Origin of the sequence: Actinospica robiniae DSM 44927 (assembly GCF_000504285.1) — a bacterium.
Lineage (GTDB): Bacteria > Actinomycetota > Actinomycetes > Streptomycetales > Catenulisporaceae > Actinospica > Actinospica robiniae.
The window spans coordinates 1158490-1185336 of sequence record NZ_KI632511.1 but is presented as its reverse complement, the minus strand read 5'-3'; the positions used below and the strand labels follow the sequence as shown (position 1 = coordinate 1185336).

Genomic DNA, 26847 nt, shown 5'->3' with positions numbered 1-26847 from the left:
CGATACAGTGTATCGACCGATACGGTGAATGGAGACCTGGCCGTGGACATCGCCATCGTCGGAGCAGGCTTAGGCGGCCTGGCTCTCGCTCGCGTGCTGCACGTCAACGGCATCGACGCCGTCGTGTACGAGCGCGAACCGTCGCGCCACGCGCGCGGCCAGGGCGGAATGCTCGACATCCATTCCGGTCAGCGCGCGCTCCGCGAGGCCGGCCTGGTCGAGGGCTTCCACGCGATCGCCCGCAGCGAAGGCCAGGACATGCGCCTGCTCACACCGGACGGAACCCTGCTGTTCCAGGAGGACACTCCCGACGACGCCCCCATGGCCCGGCCCGAGGTCGACCGCGCCGACCTGCGCAAGCTCCTCCTCGACTCGCTCCCCGAAGGAACGGTCCGCTGGGGGCACGCGTTCGAGTCTGCCGACAACGGCACCCTGCACTTCGCCGGAGGCGGCACCGCGACGTACGACCTGCTCGTCGGCGCAGACGGCGCATCGTCCCGCGTCCGCCCACTGCTCACCGACGCCCGGCCGGCACACATCGGCCAGAACGTCATCGAACTCTGCGTTCCTGACATCGACCGCACCCACCCCGAACTCGCGGTGATGCTCGGCCGCGGCAACTACTGGGTCCTCGGCGACGGGATATCCTTCGCCGCCCAGCGAAACGGCGACGGCCGCGTCCGCATCGGCGTGAGCTTCTACAACACCGCAGAGGGCTGGTTCACCACCAGCAAGATCCCGCTCGACGACCCGTCCGCCGCCCGAGCACGGCTGATCGAGTTGCTCCCCGGCTGGCACCCGAAGTACATCGCGCTGATCGAAGCCTGCGACGACACGGTCGTATCGCGGTCGATCTACACACTCCCGCTCGGCCTGACCTGGCCGAAATCGCCGAACGTCACGCTCCTCGGCGACGCCGCGCACCTGATGCCGCCGACCGGCCAAGGCGCCAACATGGCACTCCTCGACGGCGCCCACCTCGCCCTCGCCCTGGCCGCGCACCCGCACGACCTCCCCGCCGCCATCGGAGAGTACGAAAACGAGATGTTCGAACGCACCGGCGCCGCCGCCAAGATGTCCGCGCGCATGCACGACCTGCTGACATCCCCTGACGCCGCGCAGCACATGCTCGCGTTCTTTCAACCCGAATCGTGATCCCACCCCCAGCGCCGGCCGCGCTGACGTACCTACGCGCCTCCTACAACAACGCTGGCCATGCGGAGATCTGCTCGGCCAGTAAGCGCCTGTTCGGCGCGTGTAGGGCGCTCAGACCGCAGGAAGAACTTCCAACCGAAACCGACGACATGGGCAGATTGGTCGCAGGCATCGTACAAAGCGGCGGATCGGAGCGGACTTCTCCGCCGGATAGTCGTAGAACGCCAGCAGCGCATCGTCATCGTCGGTGATCTTCTTGACGACGGTTCTGCTCCTTCATTCCGCTGGGGTGGCCGTGCGACGGCTGTTGTCTACGGCCCGGCTCGGTGTCGTCAGCGACGTGCCCGTTGATCTGTATGTGACCGCGCATGAGCCGGTCAGCTTCGCGACCGTCGTCGATGCTGCGCAGGCGACGATGCGTGAGTTGCTTGGGCTGGGGTCGATTCCGGTCATCGAGGTGCTTCGCCGGTCCGCACTATGAACACGGTCACCTGCTCGACCTCCGCCGTGTCATGGGCACCGCGGATCTGACCTTATAGCGTCACGTGAGACACTGACGTCGATTAGCTCTGCCTGCTGGCGCTACGACGCAGCATCATCATCACTGGGCTGGCCGGGTCCGGGACGGCCAGCTGGGAGACCCCGATCCCACCGTCGCCGCAGTGTCAGAGTGTCGCTGACCGCCGGTCCGGGCGGCTACGGCAGCCGGGTCGCGGTGATCAGGACGGTCTCGAAATTCATGACGAACGAGCCGCCGTGATCGTCGATGGCCGCGCTGATGGATTCGAACAGGCGGTCTCGGATCGCTCGTTCGAGGGCGGCGTGGTCGCTCCGTGAGACAAGCTGGTCCAGCCACTCATCCCGCTGGTAGGTCCGCGTCCACGGGAACCACTTCTGTGTCGGCACATCGAACTCGGGCACCGCTGAGATGGCGTCGATTTCCGAGTCGAGCCCTGTCTTCACATCCGATGACCGGTTGGCCGCATAGCCCCGGAACAGACGGTGGCCGCCCGGCGGCACGACACGTGCGTACACCTCCTCAAGAGCATCGGCCAGGTCATCAGGCTGACATCCGGCGTTCCAGATCAGACAGAGCCTGCCGCCCGGCCGCAGCACAGCGGCCGCCTTAGCGGTGGCGATAGGCAGGTCGAGCCAGTGCCAGGCCTGCGCTGAAGTCACCCGGTCGAAGGTGCGACCAGCAGCGTCCCAGCCTTCGAAGGCCGCAATCTCCACGTCGACCCCATGGCCACGGGCGACCTCCGCCATTCGTGGTGCGAGTTCCACCCCCAGCACTTTGGCGCCGCGCTGGGCTATCTGCCGTGCAGCAATCCCCGTGCCACAGCCCACGTCGAGAACGTCCAGGCCCGCAGGCATCGGACCGAGCAATTCATCAATCACGGCGTCCGGATAGGCCGGCCGGAACCGGTCGTAGGCCTCGGCTTGCTGGTCGAACAAACTCGAACGTTCCCGGGCCAGAGGGCGCGCGGCCGGACGGCGGTATTCGTCGCTGGCATCCACGGATGTCAGTCTGCCACAGAGGACCGCGCAGGGTCCCGCCGGCAACGAGGAAAACGTAGCCTGTTACGACACTGATCTTCATCAGTAGTGTCAGGCTCCTTATTGGCTGCTGAAAGTGTGGCGGTGAGTCCTGCGAGCGGGACGAAGGCGACTTTGGTTCCGAGCTGGTGGGGCTGAGCTGTTCGAGCATCTGCTCGATACCGGTTTTGGCCGCGAGAAGCTGGCCGCGGCTGTAGCCCTTGGGAACCTGGAAGTCGCGGTGCGCGCGGACCTGGATGGTGCATACGTTGCGGGCGAAGTAGTCGGCTCTCGTGTAGGTCCCTGACAGTGTCCGTTGACGGATCTGTCCGGACGTCGGAGGCGCCATTCCCGGCGAGCACCGCAGCGAGCGCGGCCCGCGTGTGCTCTGGGGTTCGGCCAGCGATGCCCAGCACCACTTCGTCCCCGGAGGTGCGTCAGACCCCTGCGAGGCGGTTAGATAAGCCCATGACCATCAGCAACCCGGTTCAGCTCTGGTCGGTGCGCAAGACCTACAGCACCTCGGCCGGCACCGTCGTCGCGCTCGACGATGTCACTTTTGAGTTCCCCGCGGGCTCCTTCACTGCGGTGATGGGGCCGTCTGGTTCGGGCAAGTCGACGCTGCTGCAGTGTGCTGCGGGGCTGGATCGGCCTACGGCCGGCCGGGTTGTGCTTGCCGGGACGGACCTGACCGGCAAGAGCGAGACCGCGCTTACGCTGCTGCGTCGGGAGCGCGTCGGCTTCGTTTTTCAGTCCTTCAACCTGGTCTCCGCGCTGACGGCCGAGCAGAACGTGGCCCTGCCGCTGCGGCTGGCCGGGAAGAAGCCGGGGAAGGAGCAGGTGCAGGCGGCGCTGGCGGCGGTCGGGCTCGGTGAGCGGGGGCGGCACCGTCCTGGGGAGCTTTCGGGCGGCCAGCAACAGCGTGTGGCCATTGCGCGCGCACTGGTCGGCTCGCCGGACGTGCTCTTCGCGGACGAGCCCACCGGCGCCCTCGACACTGCCACCTCTCGCGAGGTGCTGGCCCTGCTGCGTACTCTGGTGGATGAGCGCGGTCTGACTGTGGTGATGGTCACCCACGATCCGGTCGCAGCGTCTTACGCCCGCAACGTCGTCTTCCTGGCTGACGGCCGGATCGTCGGCGAGCTCGCTGACCCCACGGCCGAGGGCGTCGCGTCCCGGATGACCGGGCTCGAGGCTGAGGCCGTGGCGGCGCTGGCGAGCGACGCTCCGGTGGAGGAGGCTCCGGCATGCTGAGACTCGCCCTTGATACGCTGCGCAGCCGATGGACCGGGTTCGCCGGTACCTTCCTTGGCCTGGCCTTCGGCGTGGCACTGATGTCCACGGTGCTGGTCGCCATGACTGGCGGGCTGGACAGCTCCGGCAGCAAGCCCCTGCGTTACGCCGATGCCCCGATCGTGGTGATCGCCACAGACGAGGTGACGATCGATCAGGCGGAGGACACCGAGCATTTGCCGCTCACGGGAACTCCACCGCTCTCTGCCGCGTTGATCCAGAAGGTGCAGGCGACCGGGCGCACCGTACTCGACCGCACCTTCTACGCTCAGCCCGTCGGCGTGCAGCTGCCGGGCGCCGGCGATCCGGTGGGTCACGCGTGGTCCTCGGCCGCGTTCGCCCCCTACCGGCTCGCTGCGGGCACCGCCCCGGCCGATGCGCGCCAGGTCGTGCTCGGCGGTGGGCCGGCTTCGCTGGTGGGCCATCAGGTCACTGTCCTGACGGCGCAGGGCCCGGCCCAGTTCACTGTCTCCGGGGTCACCGCGCCGGTCTCCTTCGAGCAGGCAGTGTTCTTCTCCGACGCCGAGGCCGCGCAGCTCTCGCCCTCGGTCGACGCCGTTGTCGCGTACAGCTCGTTGTCCGCGGTCAAGGCCGCCGTGGCCTCGGCTGGGACGGCGGCGACGGTGGCGGCTCCGAAGGGCGGGATAAGCTCCGGCGCCGCCAAGGTGCTCGCCGGCGACGACCGGCATCAGGCCGACGCGATCACTGCCGAGGACCAGCGCGAGTTGCAGTCCGTGGACGGACTGCTCGGCGTCGCGGGCGGCCTCGCGGTGTTCGTGGCCGTGTTCGTCACGGGCTCCACTTTCGCTTTCTCGGTGCAGCAGCGTCGGCGCGAGCTCGCGGTGCTGCGGTGCGCTGGGGCGACGCCCGCTCAGGTCTCCCGGATGGTGATGGCCGAGTCCGCTGTGATCGGCCTCGGCGCATCCGCTCTAGGTGCGCTGATCGGCATCGGGGGAGGGCCCTTACTGGCGCACTGGCTGGTGACCCGGAAGGAGGCACCGGCCTGGTTCTCCGTCTCGTTCTCGCCGGTGGCGGTCCTCGCGATCTTCGGCGCCTTCGCCACGGGAGTGATCGCCGCGCTCGCGGGCGCCGGTCTGGCCTGCCTACGGGCGTCCCGGATCCGTCCGGTCGAGGCGCTGCGCGAAGCCGTGGTCGATGTCAAGGCAATGACGAAGCTGCGATGGATCGGCGGCATCGGCTGCCTGATCACCGGACTGGTGCTGGCGATCGTGGTGCCGATCGCCGCGCCGATGATCGCGGTTGCCATCAACGAGGTCGTGGCCGGCGTGCTGGTGGCCGCCTTCGCCCTGCTCTCGCCGCTGTTCGTCCGGCCGCTGGTCCGGCTCTTCGCCGCGCCACTGGGTTGGTTGCGCGGCGCGTCGGTGCTGCTCGCCCGGGAGAACGCGATGGCCGCGGCCCGCCGCACGGCTGCCACGGCCACCCCGATCCTGGTGACGCTCGGCCTCGCCGCCGCAGTCCTCGGCTCGGTCGAGAGCATCGACGACGCCAAGGCCACTCAGTTGCGCAGCTCCGTGCGGGCTGCCTACGTCATCACGCCCCAGGGGGCGCCGGGCCTGAGCCTGGCCGCTCTTGAGCAGGTGGCACAGGTTCCCGGCGTGACGGCTACTCCGGTCACCAGCGAGGACGTCTACGGCCCGATGCCGGATTCGGTCCTGGTGGATTACAACGCGCAGATCGTCGACGCGGCCAGCCTGGCCAACGACTTCGACCTGCAGGTCGTCTCCGGATCTCTCAGCAGCCTGAATGACAACTCAGTGGTCGTGGACCAGGAGTGGGGCGTACACACCGGGCAGCAGGTCGACGTCTACCTCGCCGACGGCACCCGTGCCGGCCTCACCGTCGCGGCCGTGGTGCGCACCGGGGTCGGTGGCAACGCCGCGTTCCTCACCCCGGCCCATGCCCAAGGTGCTCTGGTCAGCCGGATCGACGTGGACCTCAAGCCGGGCGCCGACCCGGCCGCGGTCTACCCGGCCCTGGTCGCCGCCGCCCGCAACCTCGGCGGCAAGGTGACGCCGCAGGCCGTGTGGGCCGCCGGCGTCAACACCGAGCAGTCCAACCACGACTGGACCAACGCCACCACCGTGCTGCTGATCGCCCTGGTCTACACCGGCTTGTCCATCATCAACACTCTGGTGATGGCCACGGCCGCCCGGGCCAGGGAGTTCGCGATGCTGCGGCTCAGCGGCGCAACGCCGTTCCAGGTGCTGCGCACCGTCGCGGTAGAGGCGCTGCTGATCGTGCTGATCGGCACGTCACTGGCAGCGGCGGTCGGCGCGGTTGCGCTGGCCGGGCTCGGTTCCGGGCTCAGGGACCTGGTCCGGCATACTCCGGTGGACGTGCCTTGGCTGGTGCTGGGCGTGACGACGGGGCTGTGCGCGGTCGCGGGTGTGCTCGCCACTGTCGGCGCCGCCCGCTACTGCCTGCGAACGCGGCCGATCGAGCTCGTCGCGGCCCGTGAGTAGCCGCGCTGAGGGCACACCTGTTTCGTTGGCGCTCGGCGGCTGCGACGACTGTCGGGAGGTAACGCGGCGACGCGCCCGGGTCTGAGCGGGGGAGCGCCGACGAGCTCAGTCGCCGGAAAAGCCGACGAAGTGGATCCGTTCCGGGCTTCCTGCCGCCGAGTAGCTCACCACGTACGCCGCCTCCCAACGGGCTCGGATATGGCCGATATCGTGCTTCGAGATCCACTCCAACACGGCGGGTCTCGAGGGGCGATCCGTCCCGAAGATCTCGAGGTGCTGCTCCGCGGTCAGCGGTGAGGCGGTGAACAAGCACGGGTGCTCGGACAAGCCGTCGCAGATGTCGATGATCGAGTGGGTGCCCGAGTCCGGCTGGGAGGCGAGCAGTGTGTCGGCGTCCACGGCGGCGGGCCGCTTCTTGGCCTTATGCCACTCCTCCAGAAGGAAATTCTGGATACCGTCCGGATCGTCGTCGAGCTTCAACGTCGCCTTGAACTCGTCTTCGCTCAGCTGAAGCGACGGGTCGGGTTCTGCTTTGTAGTAGCCGCCGCGCTCGTAGGTCTCGACACGCAGCCGCTCGAGCGCTGCCGCGATGTCGTCCTGGTACGGCACGCTGTACTCCCAGCCGGATGCGCCCATGGCCAGCCCTTTCGTGAAATCTTCGACGATTGGTGGTGACCCTAGCCATGGGCGCTGACGAAAAGCCTTAGCGTGCGTCGTCGGGAGTCGCCGGCGTCAGTAGATCGTGCGGCCGTGGGCGTCGGGGATGCCCGACTTGCGGTAGAAGTACGTGTTGATCTGGTCGCGCCACTCCTCAGCGCAGCGGACCTGCTCGTCGAGGCGCTCGGCCATGCGGTGGCGGACGTCTTCGGGGACGACGGGCAGGTCGGCGATGCGGCGCCACTGGTCGCGGATGGCGGCGGCGAGGTCGGCGCCTTCGAAGTGCGTGTCGTAGATGTGCTGGATGACGCTCTTTCCGCTGTGCAGCTGGTGGCGGTAGGGCACGTGGTGGAAGAACAGCAGCAGTTCGTCCGGGCACTGCTCGACGGCTTCGTAGGTCTCCGACCAGGGCTTCGGGTATTGGGCGGCGTAGCCGGTGCCGGTCGCGCTGGTGCGGTCGACGCCGATGCCTTCGCGGTCGGCGAAGTGGTAGGTGCCCCAGGGGGTGTATTCGTATCCGTCGACGTCGGGGCCGTAGTGCTGGCCGGGTCGGACCATGAAGCCCACGCCGAGCGGCGCGGTGTACTTCTCGTAGGTGAGCCAGGACTCGTCCATCATCGCGTGCAGCGATTCGCGCAGCTGCGGGAGTTGTCCGTCCTCGTCGACGGCGCCGGTCGGGAAGGTGAGGCCGATCCACTCGTCGAGGATCGCTGCCGGGTCGGCTGTCGGGTCCCAGGCTAGGCGGCCGAAGGCGTAGAGGTTCGCCTGGGCCAGCGGGTGCCCGGTCCAGAACTGGTCGTCGCCGACGTTCGAGACGACGACGAGGCCGCGTGCCACGTCCGCGACGGTGTCGCCGTTCTCGCCCCAGGGCGCGAAGCCGAGCACTTCGCTCCACATCGGGGCGAGGTAGCAGACGTGCTTCTGCTGGCCGGTGTACTCCTGGGTGGCCTGGAGCTCGACGGCGAGGCGGGTGGTGGGCATGGCCGCGATCACCGGGGAGATCGGCTCGCGCGTCTGGAAGTCGATCGGACCGTGCTTGACCTGCAGGATCGCGTTCTCGCGGAAGTTTCCGTCCAGGGGGGCGAAGTGGTCGTGGGCGGCGCGGGCTCGGTCGGTGGAGCGGTCGCGCCAGTCCTGGCGGTGGTTGTAGACGAACGCGCGCCAGTGCACGACGCCGCCGAAGGGGGCGAGCGCGTCGGCCAGCGTGTTCGCGCCGTCGGCGTGGGTGCGGCCGTAGCCGAAGGGGCCGGGCTGGCCCTCGGAGTCGGCCTTGACTACGTAGCCGCCGAAGTCGGGGATGCGCGCGTAGACCTCGGCGGTCGTCGCGGCCCACCATGTGCGCACGGCCGGGTCGAGCGGATCGGCGGTGCTCAGGCCGCCGAGGACGAGCGGGGACGCGAAGTTCACCGAGAGGTGGACGCGGATGCCGTACGGTCGAAACACCTCGGCAAGTTTTTCGACGTCGCCGAGGCGGTCGGTGAGCAGGTGCGCCTCGGTACGGTGAACGTTCACATTGTTGACCGAGACGGCGTTGATCCCGCATGCGGCCAGCAGGCGCGCGTAGGAGCGCACCCGGCTCAGGTCCTCGCGCAGCCGTCCGGCCTCCCAGAAGATCGAGCCGCCGGCGTAGCCGCGCTCGACCTGGCCCATGGTCGGCTCGACGTCGACGTTGTCCCAGTGATCGGCCATGCGCCGGCTCAGTGCGGGCTTTTGCACTCCGCCGGACGGCAGGTCGGCGGCGAACGCGGCTTCGCCCAGCCGTACGACGTGGAAGAAGCCGTAGAGCAGGCCGGCGGGCGCCGCGGCGTGGACCGTGGTGACGTCGCCGCTGGTACGGGCGATTTCGAAGCCCTCGTCGCCGAGTTCCTCGCGCTGCGGGGCGAGGGAGAAGACGAGGTCGGCGGCCGGTATGTCCGCAGCGCTCTCGGTACCTTCTGCATTCTCGGCGGCCGACGGCAGGAACGTGGCGACGCCGCCGAAACGGGCGCAGGCGTTCTGGGTCTCGGCGGCGACGGTCTCGACGAGCAGGCCTTCGCCGCGCACGACGACGCGGCGGGAACCGAGGGCGCGCAGGGCTTCCGACGGCAGCCAGGCGGGGTGGACGGGCGAGGGGAGAGCGGGCATGGCGATCTGGACCCTTATCTGCGCGGTCTGAGGCGGCGAGCAGTGGCGGGAGCCAATCTACCGAAAGATTGACCGCATGTTTAGGCCGAAAATATCGAAAGTTTCGACGCGGCGGGCGGGTCGGGTGGAGACCCGGTGTCGGCGGAGATCGAAAAAGGCCTTGCGTCCGGCGCCGGGCTTGCTTAGCGTGGAGGCACACCGAAAGGAGGTGATCCTGAAATTGAGTATTCTCAGGACGCGTGAGGTGGCCGTCCGCTAGCCGCCGGCCGACCCGTCGAGGTAACCGGCGGTAGGCGAATACCAGACAGACACCCGGCCCGCAGGTCCACCGTTCGTCCACGGTGCCCGCCCGGTGCCGAGCGCAGTAGCGCCCGGTCGGGAGGGAAGTGACCTGCGGGCTGTCTGCTTTTGTGCTGCGATTCCTCTTTCGTGGGACCGGTCGGCGCCCTCAGTGCGGAGCCCGCCTGGCGGAGCCGTACAGTGGCTCCCGACGACAGCGCGGACCGAGGAGCCATACGATGCCGAAGAGCCCTGTTATCGGGCAGCCAGCCCCCGACTTCACCCTTCCCGGCGTCCTGCTGGCCGACGGCGCAGCCGATCGGCGCGAGTTCGCCCTCTCCGCCCAGCGCGGGCGGCCGCTCGTGCTCGCCTTCTACCCGGGTGACGAGACGTCCGTGTGCACGAAGCAGATGTGCTCGTACTCCGCCGGCCTCGACCGCTTCACCGAGCTCGACGCCACGGTCTGGGGGATCAGCCCGCAGGACGTGGACAGCCACGAGGGCTTCGCCCGCCACCACTCTCTCGGCATGCCGCTGCTGGCCGACACCGACCTCGCCGTCGCCTCGGCGTACGGCATCACCGTCGGCAAAGTGCTGCGGCGGTCGGTCTTCCTCATCGACGGCGAGGGCGTGCTGCGCTGGAAGCACGTCGCGATGCTCGGGCTGACCTATCAGGGCATCGACACGATCGCCGAGCAGCTCCGGAAGCTCGCCTGAACGATCCTGCGGCTCAACCCGGGCAGCCGGCCGCGTGCGTGGCGTAGACGTACTCGTGGGCCGTGCCGACGAGGAGAAAGCGCTGGAACGCGGTCACCTCGGCCAGGCTCCATCCGCGCTGGGCAGTCTCGGCTGCTTGGGAGACCACGTAGCAGGCCGGCTGGTCGGTGAAATAGCCGAGCGGCCGGTCCTCGACGGCCGGACTGCGGTTGATCACGCTGCCGCTGTCGTGGAAGCCGAGCCAGTCGAGCCCTGCGTCGATCCGCATGGCCGGCACGCCGCTCGCCTGAAGCGCTGCCGCAGCGTTCCACTGCTGCTCGTCGGTGCTGAGTCCGTCCGTCAGCAGTATGAGACCGGCACAGCCGACGAGCAGCCCGGCAGCCAGGGCGCTGATCCGCCGCGTCCAGGCTGCCGAAGCCGGCGGCCTTCGCGACGATGCGGCCGGAGCCTCGCCGGTGGCGGTGCGCTGGGCCAAGAGCGAGATCGGTTCCGGGAGCAGCGCCACGGCGAGCATGCCTGGCAGGATCTCGATCAGATACCTGTCATAGACGAACTCGCCGAGCAGGAAGGTGCCGATCGTGCCGGCCGTGAACGTCACGGTGAATACGGCGACCAGCTTGTCCGCTTGGCGCGCCTTGTGCGCGATCAAACCGGCAAGCAGCGAGCCGGAGACCAGCGCGATCGCCGACAGCAGCAGCCAGAACCAGTCCGGTAGCACGGTGCTGACACTGACCGACGCGTGCGCGTAAGAGCCTTCCTGGGCCAGGTAGTTGCCGGGGAACAGGCCTTGGCGAAAGTGAAGAACGGCCACGAAGGACAGGGCGGCTGTGACGAGCGCCGTGCAGCGCGCGGCCCTGGACCAGCTACGCGGCCGCGCAGCCCAGAAGACTGCGGGCGCGGCGGGCAGCGCGACGGTGAAGTATGACTGCAGCGTCGTCGATACGGCGGTGCCCAGCGGCGAGGATACGAGCCGGTAGGGCGGCAGATCGCCCCCGGGAAGACCTTCGAACCACGCGTTGAACACGGCGAATCCGACCGCGAACGCCACCGCGCACGCCCCGGCTGCGAGCAGGCGCACCCGCGCCCGGGAGTGCCGCGTGAGCGCCGCGTAGAGCAGCAGGGCCACGGGCGCGGCCAGTGCCTGGGCCCGGATCGTCGTGCCCCAGAACCCTGCGATGATCGCCAGTCCGAAGAGCACGAGCGAGTCGCGTGCCAGGGCCCTGCGGCCTACTGCGAGGCAAAGGAACGTCGCCGCAAGCGCGGGCACATCTGTTATGAACGAGGTGTCCAGCAAGCCGAATCCGGGCCACAGCGCCAACATCAGCGTCGCGATGCCCGCGTTGCGCGGCCCCAGCGAGCGGATCAGCAGGTCGTAGACGGATACGAGGCCGACCAGGGCCAGCACCACGACGAACGTCTGCTGCGCGGTGACGTGTGCGGCCAGCGGGCCGAGCAGCGCGAACTGTCCGATGAGCGCGGACCGGTTCCAGCCGACGAGGTCCACGTCACCCGTGTGCGCGAAATGGGCGGCGATCCGGCTGTAGGCCCAGCCGTCGTTGTGCGGGATGGAAAGGCCGCCGGTGACGACTGCCACGATCAAGGGGAGGACGACGCCCGCGGCGAGCGCGGCCAAGAGCCAGCGATGACGGCTGAGCGACTCGGTCAGCCTCGAGTCGCGCTGGTCGTCCACTCTCCCGACCAGGCCGCGGCGCGTGACTGACTCCGCGTCGACGCCGCGGGCTCGCGCGAACGTATCAGCCATCTGTCACACCACCGCTTCCGACCTGTGCGCTCCCGACCCTACCCCGGCTAGCCCGGCGCATCGGGGATCTGGCGCGCGCCGAGCCGCCTTGTCAGGCGGGGCGAACATCAGTACGCTACCGAAGCGTCACGGAGCGCGATTCGCCGGAGACACCCTTCTCCGGCGCCACCGGTGCGCCCGCACCCGGATACCCACCACCTCGTCCGGGGGGCCGCAGACTCGTCGCGCCGCCGTCGACCCGCCCACACGCCCGAGCACTGTCGCAGGGCTCGATTCTCCGCGCCGCGCCGCCTGTCCGCCACGGCCGCGCGGTCGCGTGATCAGCATTGGAGGTCCTCATGGGACGCCCCGACGCATTGCACGAACTGGTCGCCCGCAGCGCCGACCGGGCGAAGCAGTCGGCCGCCATACGCCAGGGCGAACTCGCCGTGACGTACGCCGAACTGCAGGCGCTCGCCGTGCAACTTGCTGCTGAACTCGCCTGCGCGGGCGTCGGCGAGGAGCGCGTCGTGGCGCTCGATCTGCCCAGCAGCCCCCGCATGATCGCGGCGATGCTGGCCGCCGGCATCCTCGGCGCCGCCTTCCTGCCGCTCGACCGGCGCGACACGCCCGAGCGGCGTGCGGCGCTGGTCGCGGACGCCGGGGCGGTCGCCGTCGTCACCGAGTACGCGCTGCACACCACGGACGCCGACACGCGGCTGGAGGGACGGCCGGCGTACCTGACCTACCGTGCCGGCGTCACTGCGCGCCTCCGGCCGATGGTCGCCGGGCAGCGCGCCGCCGTCGACCACATCGAGAACGCAGTGGCCGAATACCGGCTGCGGCCGAGCGACCGGCAGCTCCAACTCGCCTCGCCTGCCTTGGAATTCGCGATCGAGGAGATCTTCAGCACCCTGACGGCGAGCGCGACGCTCGTCCTGCCCGACGCAGAGTTCGGATACGAGGACGTCGTCAGTCTGCTGCGACTGGTCGACGAACGCGGCGGGACGATACTGACGTTGCCGACGAGCGTGCACGACGCCTTCGGCCGCGAGCTGCGCCGCAGCCCGCACCTCCTGCTCCCGCGCGCCCTGCGCCTGGTGGCGGTCGGCCGGCAGGCCGCCGCGGCCGACGCCCGTGCGGCCTGGCACGCCGCCGCACGCGAGGCCACCTTCCGCGTCGTGCGCGCCGTCGGGCCCGCCAGCGCGCCACGCAAGCGTCCGGTCTCGCTCACGAGCTGAATCGCGTCAGACCGAACGGCGCCGCACCACCCACACGGTGGCCGCGAGCAGGATCACCGAGACGACCGCCAGCCCGCCGGCTTCAATCGACTGCAGGGCCCAGAACCGGCTCGCGGGCTGGTAGATCACGGTGTGCCGGTAGCCCTGCCCCGCCAGATAGGAGGCCATGTCGAGCTTGTGCCCGGCCAGTGCGGCGTTGTAGGTGAGGTTGCCGATCTGCTCGAGGGTCAGCGTGTGGCCGCTCGGATTGGTCCAGGTGTCGCTGATGATCCAGCCGCTCGGGGTGCCGCCGTTCACGAGGGTGAGCGGCGAGAGCAGATGAGGGCGTAGCTCCGTGATCGAGGGGACGACCACGGCGATCCAGACCACCAGCGTGACACCGATCGCGGGTACGACCCGGCGCAGCAGTGCCCCGGCGATCAGCCCGACGGCGAGGGCGAAGACCGCCCGTGCGACGAAGACAGCCCCGTAGATCTCCTGGATGGAGGTGTTGCCGAGCCGGCCGTTGAGCGGCACGAGCGGCGCGTACCACCAGATGACCACGCAGGTGAAGGCCGCCGTGACGGCGATGGTGAATACAGTGAGCAAAGCGATCTTGCTGACCAGCCAACGGGTCGCGCCGGCGGCCTGGGTGAAGGCGAACCGGTACGTGCCGGACTCGTACTCGCGAGCCAGCAGCGGCGCGCCGAGGAAGAGGCCGAACAGCACCGGCAGCGGAAGGAAGAACGCCATCAGCTGATTGACGCGGTTTTGGTCGCTGCCGAACTCCTGAATCCGGATGGCGCAATCGCGCGCCCGGTGCGGCGCCTGCGGCACGCAGTCGGACAAGCCGAGAGTGCGGTAGTCCGCGTGCATCCGCAGGCCGTAGAAGACCAGGGCGAAGGCGCAGCAGGCCAGGACGGCCGTGAGCGCGAGCAATGCGGTGCGCTGCTGGCGCAGCGTCACCCAGGCCAGCCCGCGCAGCTTCGGGCGCGCAGGATGTGGGGAGGCGGCGCTGGCGGCGGATATGGCGGTCACGACTGGGTGCCCTTTCCGGTCAGAGCGCGGGGTTCCGGGAACGCGGTGGCCTTCGGCTTGCGCAGGTAGGCCAGGACCAGTTCCTCGAGGCCCACCTGCTGAGCAGTCCAGTCGGCCGGAGCATCAGCGTGCGGGCCACGGGTGCGCACCAGCAGGTGCGCCTGGGACTCGGCACGCTGCTCGCGCACCACCGGCAGCCGCGCGGCGACCTGGTCGGCCTGGTCCGCCGGGCCGGTGTAGACGCGGTGGGTGGCGAGTAGGTCGTCCACCTCGCCGGCCACCTGCACGCGCCCCTCGGTCAGCAGCACCAGGTAGTCAGCGACGCGTTCGAGTTCTGCGACGACGTGCGACGAGTAGATCACCGATATGCCGTCCTCGGCGACGGCGGCCATCAGCGAAGCCATGAATTCGTGTCGGGCCAACGGATCCAGGCTCGCGAGCGGCTCGTCGAGGATGAGCAGCTGCGGTCGCTTGGCCAACGCGAGCGAAAGGGCGACCTGCGCGCGCTGCCCGCCGGAGAGCTTGCCGACCTTGCGGCCGAGCGGGATATCGAGCTCTGCCATACGCGCAGCGGCTCGGTCGGAGTCGAAGACGGTGTTGAGGTTGCGGGCCAGGTGGATCGTGTGCGCGACGGTGAGGTTCGGGTAGAGCGCCGCGTCTTGGGCGACGAAGCCGACGCCGGCGCGAGCGGCCGGGCTGCCGACCGCGTGGCCTCCGAGGACGCTCACCTGCCCGGAGCTGGCCGTCGCCAGACCGACCGCGAGGTGCAGGAAGGTGGTCTTGCCCGCGCCGTTCGGTCCCACGAGGGCGACCACGTGTCCGGCCGGGACGCTCAGCGTGCAGTCGCGAAGGGCCCACGCCGCGCCGTAGCGCTTGCTCAGGCCCTCGGCCGCGAGAGCGGCGCCTGGAGCAGAGCTCTCACTCGTCATCGGGCCGCTCCGGAGCCCGCGGTGCCGAAGTCGTGCAGGACGCTGCTGAACAGTGCCGCGATCGCGTCGGTGTCCAAACCGGCGTCGGCTGCCCGGCCCATCCAGGCCCCGAGCTCGTCGCGCAGCAGATCGTGGTCACCGGGCGGGGGAGAGCCGAGGGTGCCGGAGACGAAGGTGCCCTGGCCCGGGCGGCCGACGGCGAGGCCCTTGTGCTCGAGTTCGCGGTACGCCTTGAGAACGGTGTTGGGGTTGATGGCCAGGCCGGCGACCACGTCCTTCACCTTCGGCAGCTGGTCTCCGACGGCCAGGTAACCCAGCCGGAGCGCGTGTTCGACCTGGTGGACGAGCTGCAGGTAGGTCGGCACGCCCGACCCGGGATCCAGCCGGAACACGATGCGGGACCCCCCGTCACCCTTTTCCTGCTTATCTAACGTCATAGTTAAAGGGTGATGGAGCGCGGCACCGGTTGTCAAGGGTGCCGAAGCGCGGGGAAGGGCAGGCGGGAGAAAGGGTGCCGGCGCGCGAGAGGACGGGCGGAGCGGGCGTCAGCTCTTGAGGTACTCGGCGTGCTCGAGGTCGGCGAGCAGGCCCGGGCCGGTCGGATTCCAGTCGAGCAGGCTCCGGGTGACCTGGCTGCTGGCGGGAAGATCCAGGCCGAGCAGCCGGCCCAGGAAGCCGAAGTGGTCGACGGCGTCGGCCGAGGCGACGGAGGCCACCGGCAGATCGAGTTGGCGGCCGACCACCTCGGCGATCTTGCGGATCTCCACGCCCTCCTCAGCGACCGCGTGTAGCACCGAGCCCTCCGGTGCTTTCTCCAGTGCCAGTCGGAACAGGCGTGCGGCGTCTTTCCGGTGCACCGAGGGCCAGCGCGTGGAGCCCTGCTCGACGTAGCCTGAGACGCCCTTCTCGCGCGCGATCCGGGCGAGGGCGGTGACCATGGGGCATGCGGCCCGGTCGTGCACGGTGGGGGAGAGGCGCACCAGGGACGAGCGCACGCCGCGTTCGGCCAGGGCGAGCGCCGCGTTGGCCCCGGCCACCCGCGGGCTGGTCGAGGGCGGGCGGGTGTCGTGCTCGCCGCCGATCGGGCCGCCGCTCGCCACGACCAGCGGCCGGCCCGAGCCGGCCAGCACGTCGCCGAACGCCTTGATCGCACCGAGCTCGGCCCGGGCCGCCGCGTCGTGCTGGGAGAGGTCGTGGTCGAAGGCGAGGTGGATCACCCCGGCGGACTCCGCCGCGCCGGTGCGCAGGACGGTGAGGTCCTCCACCGAGCCGCGCAGCACTTCGGCGCCCGCGGCGGTCACGACCTCGGCCGACTCGTCCGAACGGGCGAGCCCGACCACCTCGTGCCCGGCCTCGAGCAGGTCGGTGACGAGGGCGGAACCGATGAACCCGGACGCGCCGGTGACGAACACGCGCATGACGGTGGCTCTCCTTGCGGAATCGAGGACGGCTGGCCGTTGATCCAACTCTGCTGTCCACGCCCCGGCCGGTCCACCGCACGGCGCTCGCTCACGGCCGCGTTCGCTCGTCCTCGCAGGTCACAGCCTCGAGGCCGAACGCGCGGGTAGTGCGAGAGGGTGAGCGGCCGCGCCGCCACTCTTTTGGAGCAATGTGCCTAGACCAGGTCGATCACCGGCCGCACCGAGTAATCCTCGAACAGCTTTTCGCCGTCGGGGCCGTAGACGAACTCTGCCATGGCCCGGTTGCGGCTCGCCGTCGCCAGCGGCAGCCACTCCACGAAGCTGCCGTACCCGCCGCACACCGACTCGCCGCCGTCCCCGCCCTTGACCACGGACTGCTCGCTCGTCACCTCGGCGTCGTAGGTGTTGTGCGCGATCTTCAAGCCGAACAGGTTCGGCTGGTGCTGCGGACCCGCCTCGTCGTCGTAGGGCGAGCGGTCGACCGGGCACTGCTCGCCCCACCACCACAGCGTCGCCGCGCCCGCGCCGCAGGCGTGCTCCCACTCGTCCGGGCTCGGCAGCCGCTGCCCACGCCCCGCGAGCACCTCGGCCATATCCGCTGCCGGGGCGGACAGCCGCTCGCTCTCGACCGCGATCAGCAGCGTCGGCAGCGAGACCGCGCGCAGCGGCGTGAGCGTCTCGCGCAGCAGATCGTGCGGATCGGAGTGGAAGCCGAAGCCGCCGCCGAGCGTCTGCGCCCGGTAGGCGTCGAGCAGCTCGTCCGAGGGCTGCCACTGCTCGGGGTCGTAGCCGACGACGGCCGTTCCGCCGGGTATCAGGGCGTAGCGTCCGCCTTCGCGTTCGATGACGACCTGGTACAAGGGCGCGCCGAAGTACGCCACGGCCCGCACGTCGACGACGCGGCCGTCCACCTGATCGGCCGCCTGCTGGGCGAACCGGGCCGCGCCGGTGACGTCGAGCGTGCGCCAATCGGCGAGGGAGAGGTCTGCGAGGTACACGCTCGAAGTATCACATCGCCCACTGACAAACTTCGCGGCGCTGGCGTACGGTGGCGCGCGGCGGTCCGGCCGGCGTGGCCGCGAGCGCGGGCGTGACCGGTGAAGACACTGTGAAGACCGCCGCCCGGCAGCGGGCCGCGATCCCGCCCGGCCTAACATCAAAGGGTGAACGAGACGGCGCAGGTGCGCAGAATCCGGCGGTTGCTCCTCGTATTCGTCATAGGCCTGATCCTCAGCGGGTTCACGGCGTTCCCCCTCGGCATCGAGGCGCGGGCACTGGACCGGTTCCTGCACGGCGGCGCCTGGCCGGTCGCCCGGCACCTGCCGTTCCTGACCACGTGGATCGACAAGGTGAGCGCGGATCTGACCGCCGCCTACGCGAAATATCCCTTCATCGCCTACGGCACCGATTGGCTGGCTTTCGCCCACTTGAGCATCGCGGTAGCGTTCTGGGGACCGTACCGCGAGCCCGTGCGCAATTTCTGGGTGCTGAAGTTCGGCCTGATCGCCTGTGCCGGGGTCATCCCGCTCGCGCTGATCTGCGCGCCGCTGCGGCACCTGCCACTGTGGTGGATCGCGGTCGACAGCTCGTTCGGCGTCTTCGGCTCGATCCCGCTCTACCTGGCCTATCGTCTTACCCGGGAGCTCGAACGCGGCGAGGCGGAGCAGGTTGGCGGGTCCGTCGCGCCGCAGCCCCTCACGGCGACGACAATGCCCTGAGCTCCGTCAGCGTCTCGAGGGCGGTGACCGGGTCCGCGCGGCGCGAGAGCGCGAGCGAGACGCGGTCGAGCACGCCGTCGTATCTGTCCGTCAGCTCGCGCGCGGCCTGTGCCGGAGTTCCCACGACGGCCATCGCGTGCAGCAGGTCGTCGTCGATGAGCCGGCCCATCTCCTGCCAGCGCGTCTGCCGCGAGAGGCCGTGCAACTCGGCGTGAAGATCAGAACAGCCGAGGGAGGCGAGTACGGCCTCGTACCCCGGAGTCGCGCCGTAGAACGCGATCCGCTCTCGCACGCCCTCGATCGCCTGCTCGAGCTCCCGATCCGTGCGGCCGACCGCGGCGAGCACGCCACCGCAGACCTCGAATGTTCTCGTCGTCCACGCCGCGCCTTCCCGCTCGGAGGCGGCTCGCGCCTCGTACACCGCTGGAAGTACCTGCTCGCGCAGGTGCTGCGGTGTGGCGAACGGGTGACAGATGATGCCGTCGCCGACCGAACCGGCGGTCTCGGCCATGCGCGGCCCGACGGCCGCGACCAGCAGCCGCGGCGGATCGTACGGCAGCGGGCCGGGATTGAAGGGCTGCGGCATGAGGGTGTGTGTCGTGAACGCGCCCTGGAAGTCCAGTTTCGTGTCATGCTGCCAGCAGTCCCAGATCGCGCGCGTGGCCAGGACGAACTCGCGCATGCGCACGGCCGGCCGGCTCCACGGCATCCCGAACCGCCGCACCACATGCGCACGCACCTGCGACCCGAGCCCGATCACCGCGCGCCCGTCGCTCAGAGCGTGCAGCGTCCAGCCGCTGTAAGCCAGCGTCATCGGCGTACGCGCGAACGCGATGGCCACGCCGGTGCCGAGCTCGATCCGCGATGTGCTCCGCGCCGCGACGGCGAGCAGCTGGAACGGATCGTGCGCAGACTCGGTGACCAACGCGCGGTCGAGCTGGCGCGCTTCAGCCTCGGCCATGAGTTTCGCGCAGTCCGCCGGCGCACCGGCCAGAGTGGCGTCCGTTTTCATAGTTCATGGTGCGTGAGCGTCTGCCGAGCCCACAAGAGGGCTGCGATGAGGGCTGCGATGACCGCGCCGCTAGGCTGAACCGGTGACCGATCATCAGAACCGCGCAGACACCCGGCCGCCCACGCTCGATTCCGACGACGAGAAGGCGGTGCTGCTCAGCTTCCTGAACTACCTGCGCGGCACGATCGCGGCGAAGGCGGAAAGCGCGACCGAGCCGGGTGCCCGCACGGCCGGGGTGCCGTCCGGGACGAACCTGCTCGGGCTGATCAAGCATCTGACCGCGGCCGAGCTGAACTGGTTCGTGCGCGGCTTCGCCGGCGTCGACGTGGCGCCCGCGGATCTCGGCATGGACGTCGCCGCGGACGAGTCGGCGGCCGACATCCTGGCCGCCTACCGGGCCGCGACGGCCCGGGCGAACGAGGTGATCGAGGCGGCGCCGAGCCTGGAGGCACGCGCCGTCCGCGGCACCGGGCGCACCCTGGAGGCGCACATGCTGCGCTGGATCGTCATCCACCTGATCGAGGAGACGGCCCGACACGCCGGGCACGCCGACATCCTGCGCGAGCAGCTCGACGGCTCGATCGGGCGCTGAGCGCTGAGCCGCAGGCCGGGGCGCGGGCCGGGGTCGGGACCGATCAGAGCGCGACCGCCTGATCGGCCGGGCCGGTGTACGCATACACCCGCAGCCAGCCGCCGCCCTGCCGCGGCTCCATCCGGCCCGTGCGCGCCCACGCGTGCAGCCCGCTGCCGTCCCCGGCGCTCGCGCGCACCTCGGTCACGCCCTGATCGACCCGCACCTGCCGCCCGCCGATCGGCTCCGGCCCGCCGATCAGCACGGCGTTCGGCGTGAGGATATCCACATCATCCACGTCGTCCACGTCCTCCATACCTCCAGTGGATCACGCGCCGGCCCGGTCGGCGACGGCGCGGCCCATCGCCCCCAGCGCCTCGCGCAGGATCTCCGGCGAGGTGCCGAAGTTCAGCCGCACGCGTCCGGCTCCGCCCGAACCGAAGACGTGGCCGGAACTGAGCGCGACCTTCGCCTGCTCGAAGAAGAAGGTCGCCGGGCCCGACAGATCACCCACCACGCCGGGTCCCTCGGGCTGGTCCGCGTCGTCGTGCAGGCCCAGCGGCGTGCAGTTCAGCCAGGCAAGGTATGTGCCCTGCGGCGCCTGGTAGCCCGCGAACGGCAGGTGACGCGCGATCAGCTCGCCGAGCAGACTTCGGTTCGCGTCGAGGCCAAGCAGCAGATCGTCGAGCCAGGCGCCGCCCTCGCGCAATGCGGCCGTATGGGCTATGGCGCCGAGGTGGCTCGGGCCGTGGCCGACCTCCTCGGGCATGCGGCGCAGATCGCCCACGGCTCCCGGGCCGGCGACGACGAGCGCGGATTTGAGCCCGGCGAGGTTCCACGCTTTCGACGCGGACAGCACCGCGAAGCCGTCCTGCGCGCCGTCGGCCGTCAGGAATGGGGTGAACGACGCGCCGGCCAGCACAAGCGGCGCGTGGATCTCGTCCGAGACCACCCGCACGCCGTGGCGCTGCGCGAGTCCGGCGACGGCGTCGAGCTCCGCCCGGGTGTGTACGACCCCGGTGGGGTTGTGCGGGTTGCACAGCAGGAATGCCGCTCGACGGCGGCCTTCGCGGGCGGCGACGAACGCGGCTTCGAGGGTGTCGAAGTCCAGGCGGAGGTCAGACCCCAGCGGCGCCTCGATGACACGGCGCGCGTCATGCTCGATGAAGGCGTAGAACGGCGGATAGACCGGCGGGCAGACGACGACGGCGTCGCCCGGGCCGGTGATCAAGCGCAGCACCTCGACGATGCCGAGCATCACATCGGGCACCAGAGCGGTGCGCTCGACCCGCAGCGAGTCCCAGCCCCACCTGTGTGCGGCGAACTCGGCGAGTGCCTCGGCGTATGCGGTGCCGTGCGGGTAGCCGGTGTCGCCGAGATCGACGGCGCGGTGCAGCGCCTCGGCGATCGGCGGTGCGAGCGGGACGTCCATCTCGGCGACCCAGAGCGGCAGCACGTCTTCGGGGTAGGCACGCCACTTCATACTGCTGCGGCGTCGCAGCTGCTCGCGGTCGAGTTGGACGAGAGGGTCGGTGCGCAGTCGGTCGGCGGGGACCATGGATTCGTCGTTCACCTTCACCATGGTCCCCATCCAACTCCGTATGCGGCTTCTGCGGAATCAGACCGCTTCAGGCGTCTCGGCGGAAGCGGCCGGGGCCGACGCGGTGACGGGCTCGGCCGGCGGAGCCAAGCGGCGGTACGGCCGGGCGGCCAGGAAGTAGATCGCGCCGACGGCCAGCAGCACGACCATGACCATCAGCGTGATCCAGTCGAAGTTGAACAGGCTGCCGCGCGGGCTCGCCAGACCGGACGGCCAGATGATGTTGACCAGCATCAGCGCCAGGTACAGCGACGCTGCGATGCTCACCGGCCAGCCCCAGCGGCCGAGCCGGAACGAACCGGCCGGCTGCCACCCGCGCGCCCGCGCGATCATCGAACCGATCACCGTGAGCAGGAACGACAGGTAGATCCCGGACACGCCGAAGGACACCAGCAGCGTCAGTGCATTGACGCCGGCAGGCATCTCGAACCACAGGATCCGCACGTTGTGCGACGGATTGACGTTGACCAGCAGCGTGAAGAGCACCGGGATCACACAGGCCACGATGAGCGCGTTGACCGGGGTGTGGAAGCGCTTGGAGACCGAGCTCAGCTTCGCGCTGAACGGCAGGACCCGATCCCGCGCGTACGAGTACATCAGACGGGAGCCCGCGCCCTGGACCGCGGTGCCGCAGGAGAAGAACGCGATGCACACGACCACCAGGAACACGTCCTGAACCCCGGAGGGCAGTTGGCCGAGGATCGCGGGTACGCCGCCGCTGAAGGACGCGGCGTCGGCGTAGCCCTTGGCCGAGGCAGGCATGGCCAGCAGCAGTCCGATGATCAGCACGGCCGAGGCGACCGCGCCGTAGAGCAGCGAGGCGCGCATCGTGCGCGGCACCACCCGGGAGGCCGACTTCGTCTCCTCGGCGATATCGCCGGCGGATTCGAACCCGTAGTAGATGTACGCGTGGGCGAGGATGGCCACCAGCGCGGCGCCGGTGATCCAGTGCCCGCCGAAGTCCACGCCGAGCGGGTTGCCGGCCGCGTGTGCGGCGCCCTGCGTGGAGAACAGGAAGCCGAAGCCGTGGTGGAAGCCGGCGATGGCGAGCGCGATGGCCACGCCGAAGGTGCCGATGGTCTCCACGAACACGCCGAGCCGGGAGATCCGGCCCATCAGCTTCGCGCCGACCGTGTTCATCAGGGTCTGGATGACGATGAGGACGACCGTCACCAGCAAGATGGTGCCGTGCGAGGTGCCGTCCAGGTGGGTGCCGAAGAGATTGTTCAGCAGGGTCGTGAGATATCCGACGACGCCGGTGTCGACGCTCGCGACCGTGACCAGCAGGGCCAGCCCGTAGATCCAGCCGATCCACCAGCCGTACTTCGGCCCGACCGACCATTTGCCGTACTGGTAGAGCGCGCCCGCGATCGGATAGTGGCTGGCCAGCTCGCCGAAGACCAGCGCGACCAGCAGCATGAACCCGACCACCGGGATCATCAGCCACAGATACGCCGGGCCGGCGGTGCCGACGCCGAGGACGAACAGCGAGTAGACCCCTACCATCGGCGAGAGGTACGAGAAGGCCACGCTGAAGTTGTCGAACAACCCTAGGACGCGGTGGAGTTCCTGGTGATAGCCGAGGCGTTGCAGATGCGCGGCGTCCTCGTCGGGCGGGGCCGACGGGCCGTCGGATTCGCTCATGGTCGTCTCCTTTGATGGCCAAGTCCGCAAATCATGTATCTTTAAATGTATTAGCGTCAAGGCTCTGCCCGGGAAAGGACTGCTGCCCCCGATGCCCGCCACCCCGCCCGGATCCGGCCTGACCACCGCCGCCGTGCGCGCCATCAGAGCCCTGGGACACGGCCGGCGGGACGGCGCCGGCCGGGCCGACCAGGTGGCCGAGCACCTGGCCGAGGCGATCCGCCGCGGGCTGGTCGCGCCGGGCGAGCGGCTGCCCGCGGAGGCCGCGCTGGCCGAGCAGCTCGGCGTCGCGACGCTCACCCTGCGCGAGGCGCTCTCGGATCTGCGGGAACGCGGCCTGCTCGAGACCCGGCGTGGACGCAACGGCGGCAGCTTCGTCGCCCGGCCCTCCAGCGACGCGCTCAGCCGTTCCGGCCTGGCCGGCCTGACCGTGCGCCAGCTGCGCGAGCTCGGCGACCAGCGGCAGGCGGTGCTGGGTACCGCCGCCGAGCTGGCCGCGCAGCGCGCGTCCGAGATCGAGATCGCGGCGCTGCGCCGACGGGTGGACCGGCTGAGCGCGGCTGCGAAGCCGGGCGAACGGCGGCGGGCGGACAGTGAGTTCGGCATCGAACTCGCCGCGGCGGCTCAGTCGCCGCGGATCGCGCAGCACGAGGCGAACCTGCGGGCCGAGCTCGGCGACCTGGTCTGGACTCTGCTGAGCGACACAGAGCACGAAGAATCCGTACGGGTCCGGTGCGCCCTCGTCGACGCCGTGGCCGACGGCAAGCCGGAGGCGGCGCGCCGTCTTGCCCGCCAACACATCGCGTACGAGACCGACCTACTGCTGCAGTGGCGTATCGACCTCTACCGCGCGGACGGTACTCCTCAGAATGCCTGGTCCGACCTGGCCGACGACTTCGAGAGCGTATTCGCCGACCTGGAGGGGGCCGCGCAGGAGTTCGAGGCCTCATTCGCCGCCAACGCGGGCGACGGCGGATCGTACCTGACCTCTGATATCGCGGCTCTGCGACCGCGTATCCACGCCACACTCGAACGATTCCGCTCGATCGCTGTCGGCACCGGCATCGTGGTCGCGCCGCAGGTGCTCAAGGACGCCCCCTACTGGCTCGAGTGGTGGTGGCGGCAGGAGGGTGGTGCCCCCGAATCCCTGCGGGTCAACCTGGATCCGGACGGCCCCGACTTCTTCGACTACGTCACCAATGAGTGGTACGACGTGCCGATCACCGCCGGCCGTCGACACGTCGCGGGCCCTTACCTGGACTACGCGTGCACGAATCAGTACACGTTCACCTTCTCCGTCCCCGCGTATCACCAGGGCCGACCGCTCGGTGTGGCGGCCATGGACGTACCCTGCGATCTGATCGAGCGGAGGATCATGCCGGCCCTGTGCGCCGCCGCGTCGCCGCACGCGCTGGTCAACGCGTCCGGCCGGGTCATCGCCGCCAATCGGACCGCCGCCGCCGGCACCCGCGCCCGCCCCGCCCCCAGGCGTGACCACAGAGAGCACCGCGAGCACGATCACGAGACCGAGCCCGGCCTTGCCAGACTGTGCGCGCTCACCGGTTGGATCACCCAGTGAGCCTCACTCGTCCGCGCGGTAGCGGATCTCGTACCGCAGTCGCCGCGGCACGCCCGGAGCCATCTCGGGGCTCATCAGCATGACGGCGACCTCGAACGGAACGTCGTCCGCCGTGTAGCTGGTGCGGGTGAGCTCGATGACCGGCGAGCGGGGGAGCAGGTCGCTCAGTTCGGCCGGCACCGCGACCGCGGCCACTTCCTCGACATGGCGTTCGGCGACGTAGCCGCGCTCGGCCAGCGCGCGAAGCGCTCCGCCCTTGATCGGTCGGTCCTCGGCGAGCGGCGTGCCGTCCGCGATCTCCGCGGGATACCAGGAGTCGGAGACCTCGACTGGCACATCGTCGAGCGTGACGAGGCGCCGGCGCAGAACGGCGGCTTCATCGAGGGCGATGCCGAGCAGGCCGGCCACCCGCTCCGACGGCACCTGCCGCGCCACCAGGATCACCTTGTGCGCGCCGACCCCGCCTGCCCACGCAGCTTCCTCACGCCACGGGTCGGCTGTCGCCGGGTCTCTGGGCGCGAGGTACGGCTCTGATGAGGTGATCCATTCGGGCACAGCCATGAGACTAGCGCGACGTGATGGTACCGGCGACGTACGTCAGCACGCCTGCCAGCGGCGGCGGCACCTGCTCCCACGGCACCGCTTCGGCCATGACCGCGGCGTATCGCTCTTTGTTGCCCGAGCGTCCGCTCATCAGCCGGCGAAGCTGGTCGTGCAGGGAGCGGTCGCGCAATGCGGGCTGCTGCTGCAGCGTCCGGAACGAGCGCAGGTGCCCTTCCGCCTCCACCAGCCGCTCCACCTCCGACGGCCCGAGCGCCCGGATCAGCTCGTCCTCCAGGTCCGCTGAGCAGGAGAAGAAGCCCAACGCCTCAAGCGCCGCGCGATCCTCGGGCACGTCGATGCCCAGCCGTTGCAGGCCGCGCCGGACGAACCGCTCCTCGGCGTCGTCGTAGAGCCCGGCGATGTGCGCCTCGGGCTCGTCGGTGTGAAGGCGCGCCAGGAAGCGGCCGATGTTGGTGATCCCGTCCATCGACACCAGCGACACGCGCTCGGCCTCGAGACCCATCCCACGCCGCCGCGCCAGCACCTCGAGCGCGGTCAGATCGCTGGGCCCTTCGACGAGCACCACCGTCCGCGCTCTCGCATCCGTACCTCGAGCCACCCCGTGCACAACGCCATTATGCCCGGCCGCCGACGCCCCGGGGGCGAGCCGGACTCCGCCCGCGCCGCCGGAATCACGATCCGCCGAATCCGCTTGCCCGGGCCGGGGAATTGCGCCATGGTTCGGGACGTGACTCAGACGGTGCCAGACCTCTTCGATCGTCTCGCCGACCGCTACGACCAGGTCGTGCCGTTCTTCGCCGAGTTCGCCCGGCAGACGATGGACCGGGTGGACGTGCCGGCCGGGACCCGGCTGCTGGACATCGGCAGCGGCCGCGGCGCGATCGCGGCGCAGGCCTGGTCACGCGGCTGCATGGTGACCGCCGTGGACGCGGCGCCGCGGATGGTGCAGCTGCTGAGCGCCGAGCATCCCCGGATCGACGCGCGGTTGATGGACGTGCGCCGGCTCGACCTTCCGTCGGGCGGATACGACCTGGTCACCGGCGGTTTCATGATCCATCTGGTGTCCGACCGGCCGCGGGTGCTGGCCGAGTCGCGCCGGGTGCTACGGCCGGGCGGCCGAGTCGCGCTGACCACGCCGGGTCCGTGCGAGGACGAAGGACGCTGGGACGGCTGGAACAAGCTCGTCGGCGACTACGCCAAGCGGGCTGTTCGGCCGCTGCCCTGGCACAGTGCCGATGTCGCGCCCGATCTGCGCGAGGCCGGCTTCACGGACGTCCGCTCGATCGCCCTCGAGGTCCACCTGCCGATCGCCACGCCGCGGATGGGCTGGGACTTCCATATGTCGCACGGTTTCGCGGCCACCGTCGAGGCGCTCGAACCGCGGGACGCGGCCGAGTTCCGCGGCCGTGCGCTGGCCGAACTGGACCGGATGCAGGAGGCCGGCGGCATCGTCCTCGACCGCGGCGCGGTGCTCCACCTCGCCACCGCGCCGATCGAGGCCGCCACACCGGCCGGCTGAAACCGGCCGAAACTTCCCCGCGCCGCTTCGGCCGTGCGCTCGGGTCCG

The 26847-nt window shown here is 70.1% G+C and carries 25 protein-coding genes; 10 read left to right on the top strand and 15 right to left on the bottom strand.

Annotated features, from left to right (window positions below; translation table 11 throughout):
- The first annotated feature begins 42 nt into the window (after positions 1-42).
- Together ACTRO_RS05120 and ACTRO_RS05115 are read left to right on the top strand one after the other, a co-directional pair.
- Positions 43-1155: an FAD-dependent oxidoreductase gene (locus tag ACTRO_RS05120; protein WP_034261513.1), complete on the top strand. Its 1113-nt coding sequence runs from the start codon at positions 43-45 to the stop codon at positions 1153-1155.
- Positions 1156-1402: 247 nt separating this feature from the next.
- Positions 1403-1636, top strand: coding sequence for a hypothetical protein (locus ACTRO_RS05115; protein ID WP_034261511.1), 234 nt, complete (start codon positions 1403-1405; stop codon positions 1634-1636).
- Between the two features lie 215 nt (positions 1637-1851).
- Here ACTRO_RS05115 and ACTRO_RS05110 read toward each other — a convergent pair whose 3' ends face one another.
- Complete coding sequence (locus ACTRO_RS05110; protein WP_169739818.1) at positions 1852-2673, bottom strand: class I SAM-dependent methyltransferase; 822 nt, start codon at positions 2671-2673, stop codon at positions 1852-1854.
- A 486-nt stretch (positions 2674-3159) separates the two neighbouring features.
- Here ACTRO_RS05110 and ACTRO_RS05105 point away from each other — a divergent pair, with 486 nt between their 5' ends.
- Positions 3160-3945, top strand: a complete 786-nt coding sequence (locus ACTRO_RS05105) for an ATP-binding cassette domain-containing protein (RefSeq protein WP_051450339.1) — start codon at positions 3160-3162, stop codon at positions 3943-3945.
- The gene (locus ACTRO_RS05100) at positions 3939-6467 is read left to right on the top strand and encodes an ABC transporter permease (RefSeq protein WP_034261507.1); all 2529 of its coding nucleotides are present in this window, start codon (positions 3939-3941) and stop codon (positions 6465-6467) included. Before ACTRO_RS05105 ends, ACTRO_RS05100 begins: the two co-directional genes overlap by 7 nt.
- Before the next feature lie 105 nt (positions 6468-6572).
- Here ACTRO_RS05100 and ACTRO_RS05095 read toward each other — a convergent pair whose 3' ends face one another.
- Together ACTRO_RS05095 and ACTRO_RS05090 are read right to left on the bottom strand one after the other, a co-directional pair.
- Positions 6573-7103 (bottom strand): hypothetical protein, encoded by a 531-nt coding sequence (locus ACTRO_RS05095; protein WP_034261505.1) that lies wholly within the window; start codon positions 7101-7103, stop codon positions 6573-6575.
- Between the two features lie 96 nt (positions 7104-7199).
- Positions 7200-9248, bottom strand: coding sequence for an alpha-glucuronidase (locus ACTRO_RS05090; protein ID WP_034261503.1), 2049 nt, complete (start codon positions 9246-9248; stop codon positions 7200-7202).
- Positions 9249-9766: 518 nt separating this feature from the next.
- Here ACTRO_RS05090 and ACTRO_RS05085 point away from each other — a divergent pair.
- The gene (locus tag ACTRO_RS05085; RefSeq protein ID WP_034261501.1) at positions 9767-10243 is read left to right on the top strand and encodes a peroxiredoxin; all 477 of its coding nucleotides are present in this window, start codon (positions 9767-9769) and stop codon (positions 10241-10243) included.
- A gap of 13 nt (positions 10244-10256) precedes the next feature.
- Here the strand turns inward: ACTRO_RS05085 and ACTRO_RS05080 are convergent, their stop codons facing one another.
- The gene (locus ACTRO_RS05080) at positions 10257-12005 is read right to left on the bottom strand and encodes a glycosyltransferase family 39 protein (protein ID WP_034261499.1); all 1749 of its coding nucleotides are present in this window, start codon (positions 12003-12005) and stop codon (positions 10257-10259) included.
- A 338-nt stretch (positions 12006-12343) separates the two neighbouring features.
- Here ACTRO_RS05080 and ACTRO_RS05075 point away from each other — a divergent pair, with 338 nt between their 5' ends.
- Entirely contained in the window at positions 12344-13225 is an 882-nt protein-coding gene (locus ACTRO_RS05075; RefSeq protein WP_034261497.1) for an AMP-binding protein, read from the top strand.
- Between the two features lie 6 nt (positions 13226-13231).
- Here ACTRO_RS05075 and ACTRO_RS05070 read toward each other — a convergent pair whose 3' ends face one another.
- The 5 genes from ACTRO_RS05070 to ACTRO_RS05050 all read right to left on the bottom strand — a co-directional run bounded on the left by ACTRO_RS05070 (position 13232) and on the right by ACTRO_RS05050 (position 17590).
- Positions 13232-14242 carry an ABC transporter permease gene (locus ACTRO_RS05070; RefSeq protein ID WP_034261495.1) on the bottom strand — a complete coding sequence of 337 codons (1011 nt, stop codon included), beginning with the start codon at positions 14240-14242 and terminating at the stop codon, positions 13232-13234.
- Positions 14239-15171, bottom strand: a complete 933-nt coding sequence (locus ACTRO_RS05065; protein ID WP_034261493.1) for an ABC transporter ATP-binding protein — start codon at positions 15169-15171, stop codon at positions 14239-14241. Before ACTRO_RS05065 ends, ACTRO_RS05070 begins: the two co-directional genes overlap by 4 nt.
- Positions 15168-15608 (bottom strand): GntR family transcriptional regulator, encoded by a 441-nt coding sequence (locus ACTRO_RS05060; protein WP_051450338.1) that lies wholly within the window; start codon positions 15606-15608, stop codon positions 15168-15170. The genes ACTRO_RS05065 and ACTRO_RS05060 overlap by 4 nt, the downstream gene beginning before the upstream one ends.
- A 108-nt stretch (positions 15609-15716) precedes the next feature.
- Positions 15717-16589: an SDR family oxidoreductase gene (locus tag ACTRO_RS05055; RefSeq protein WP_034261491.1), complete on the bottom strand. Its 873-nt coding sequence runs from the start codon at positions 16587-16589 to the stop codon at positions 15717-15719.
- A 197-nt stretch (positions 16590-16786) separates the two neighbouring features.
- Positions 16787-17590, bottom strand: a complete 804-nt coding sequence (locus tag ACTRO_RS05050; protein ID WP_034261489.1) for a formylglycine-generating enzyme family protein — start codon at positions 17588-17590, stop codon at positions 16787-16789.
- A gap of 165 nt (positions 17591-17755) precedes the next feature.
- Here ACTRO_RS05050 and ACTRO_RS05045 point away from each other — a divergent pair, with 165 nt between their 5' ends.
- Entirely contained in the window at positions 17756-18310 is a 555-nt protein-coding gene (locus tag ACTRO_RS05045) for a hypothetical protein (protein WP_034261487.1), read from the top strand.
- On the opposite strand, the gene ACTRO_RS05040 is transcribed toward ACTRO_RS05045, so the two are convergent.
- Complete coding sequence (locus ACTRO_RS05040; RefSeq protein ID WP_034261485.1) at positions 18288-19322, bottom strand: TIGR03617 family F420-dependent LLM class oxidoreductase; 1035 nt, start codon at positions 19320-19322, stop codon at positions 18288-18290. The two genes, ACTRO_RS05045 and ACTRO_RS05040, sit on opposite strands and share 23 nt — an antisense overlap.
- Positions 19323-19404: 82 nt before the next feature.
- On the opposite strand from ACTRO_RS05040, the gene ACTRO_RS05035 reads away from it, so the two are divergent.
- A complete protein-coding gene (locus ACTRO_RS05035) occupies positions 19405-19914 on the top strand; it encodes a DinB family protein (protein ID WP_034261483.1) in 510 nt (169 codons plus the stop codon).
- 43 nt (positions 19915-19957) lie between these two features.
- On the opposite strand, the gene ACTRO_RS05030 is transcribed toward ACTRO_RS05035, so the two are convergent.
- Genes ACTRO_RS05030 through ACTRO_RS05020 form a run of 3 tightly spaced genes read right to left on the bottom strand, consistent with a single transcriptional unit; the run spans position 19958 to position 23137 of the window.
- The gene (locus tag ACTRO_RS05030; RefSeq protein ID WP_034261481.1) at positions 19958-20209 is read right to left on the bottom strand and encodes a hypothetical protein; all 252 of its coding nucleotides are present in this window, start codon (positions 20207-20209) and stop codon (positions 19958-19960) included.
- Positions 20210-20221: 12 nt separating this feature from the next.
- Entirely contained in the window at positions 20222-21475 is a 1254-nt protein-coding gene (locus ACTRO_RS05025; RefSeq protein WP_425394853.1) for a MalY/PatB family protein, read from the bottom strand.
- Between the two features lie 36 nt (positions 21476-21511).
- The gene (locus ACTRO_RS05020) at positions 21512-23137 is read right to left on the bottom strand and encodes an APC family permease (RefSeq protein WP_063627925.1); all 1626 of its coding nucleotides are present in this window, start codon (positions 23135-23137) and stop codon (positions 21512-21514) included.
- Between the two features lie 91 nt (positions 23138-23228).
- Between ACTRO_RS05020 and ACTRO_RS42780 the strand changes: the two genes are divergently transcribed.
- A complete protein-coding gene (locus ACTRO_RS42780; protein ID WP_051450337.1) occupies positions 23229-24716 on the top strand; it encodes a GntR family transcriptional regulator in 1488 nt (495 codons plus the stop codon).
- A gap of 3 nt (positions 24717-24719) precedes the next feature.
- Here ACTRO_RS42780 and ACTRO_RS05010 read toward each other — a convergent pair whose 3' ends face one another.
- Together ACTRO_RS05010 and ACTRO_RS05005 are read right to left on the bottom strand one after the other, a co-directional pair.
- Positions 24720-25271, bottom strand: coding sequence for a UTRA domain-containing protein (locus tag ACTRO_RS05010; protein ID WP_211244103.1), 552 nt, complete (start codon positions 25269-25271; stop codon positions 24720-24722).
- 10 nt (positions 25272-25281) lie between these two features.
- The gene (locus ACTRO_RS05005; RefSeq protein ID WP_211244102.1) at positions 25282-25845 is read right to left on the bottom strand and encodes a TOPRIM nucleotidyl transferase/hydrolase domain-containing protein; all 564 of its coding nucleotides are present in this window, start codon (positions 25843-25845) and stop codon (positions 25282-25284) included.
- A gap of 162 nt (positions 25846-26007) precedes the next feature.
- Between ACTRO_RS05005 and ACTRO_RS05000 the strand changes: the two genes are divergently transcribed.
- Positions 26008-26799, top strand: coding sequence for a class I SAM-dependent methyltransferase (locus tag ACTRO_RS05000; RefSeq protein WP_169739817.1), 792 nt, complete (start codon positions 26008-26010; stop codon positions 26797-26799).
- The last annotated feature ends 48 nt before the right edge of the window (positions 26800-26847 follow it).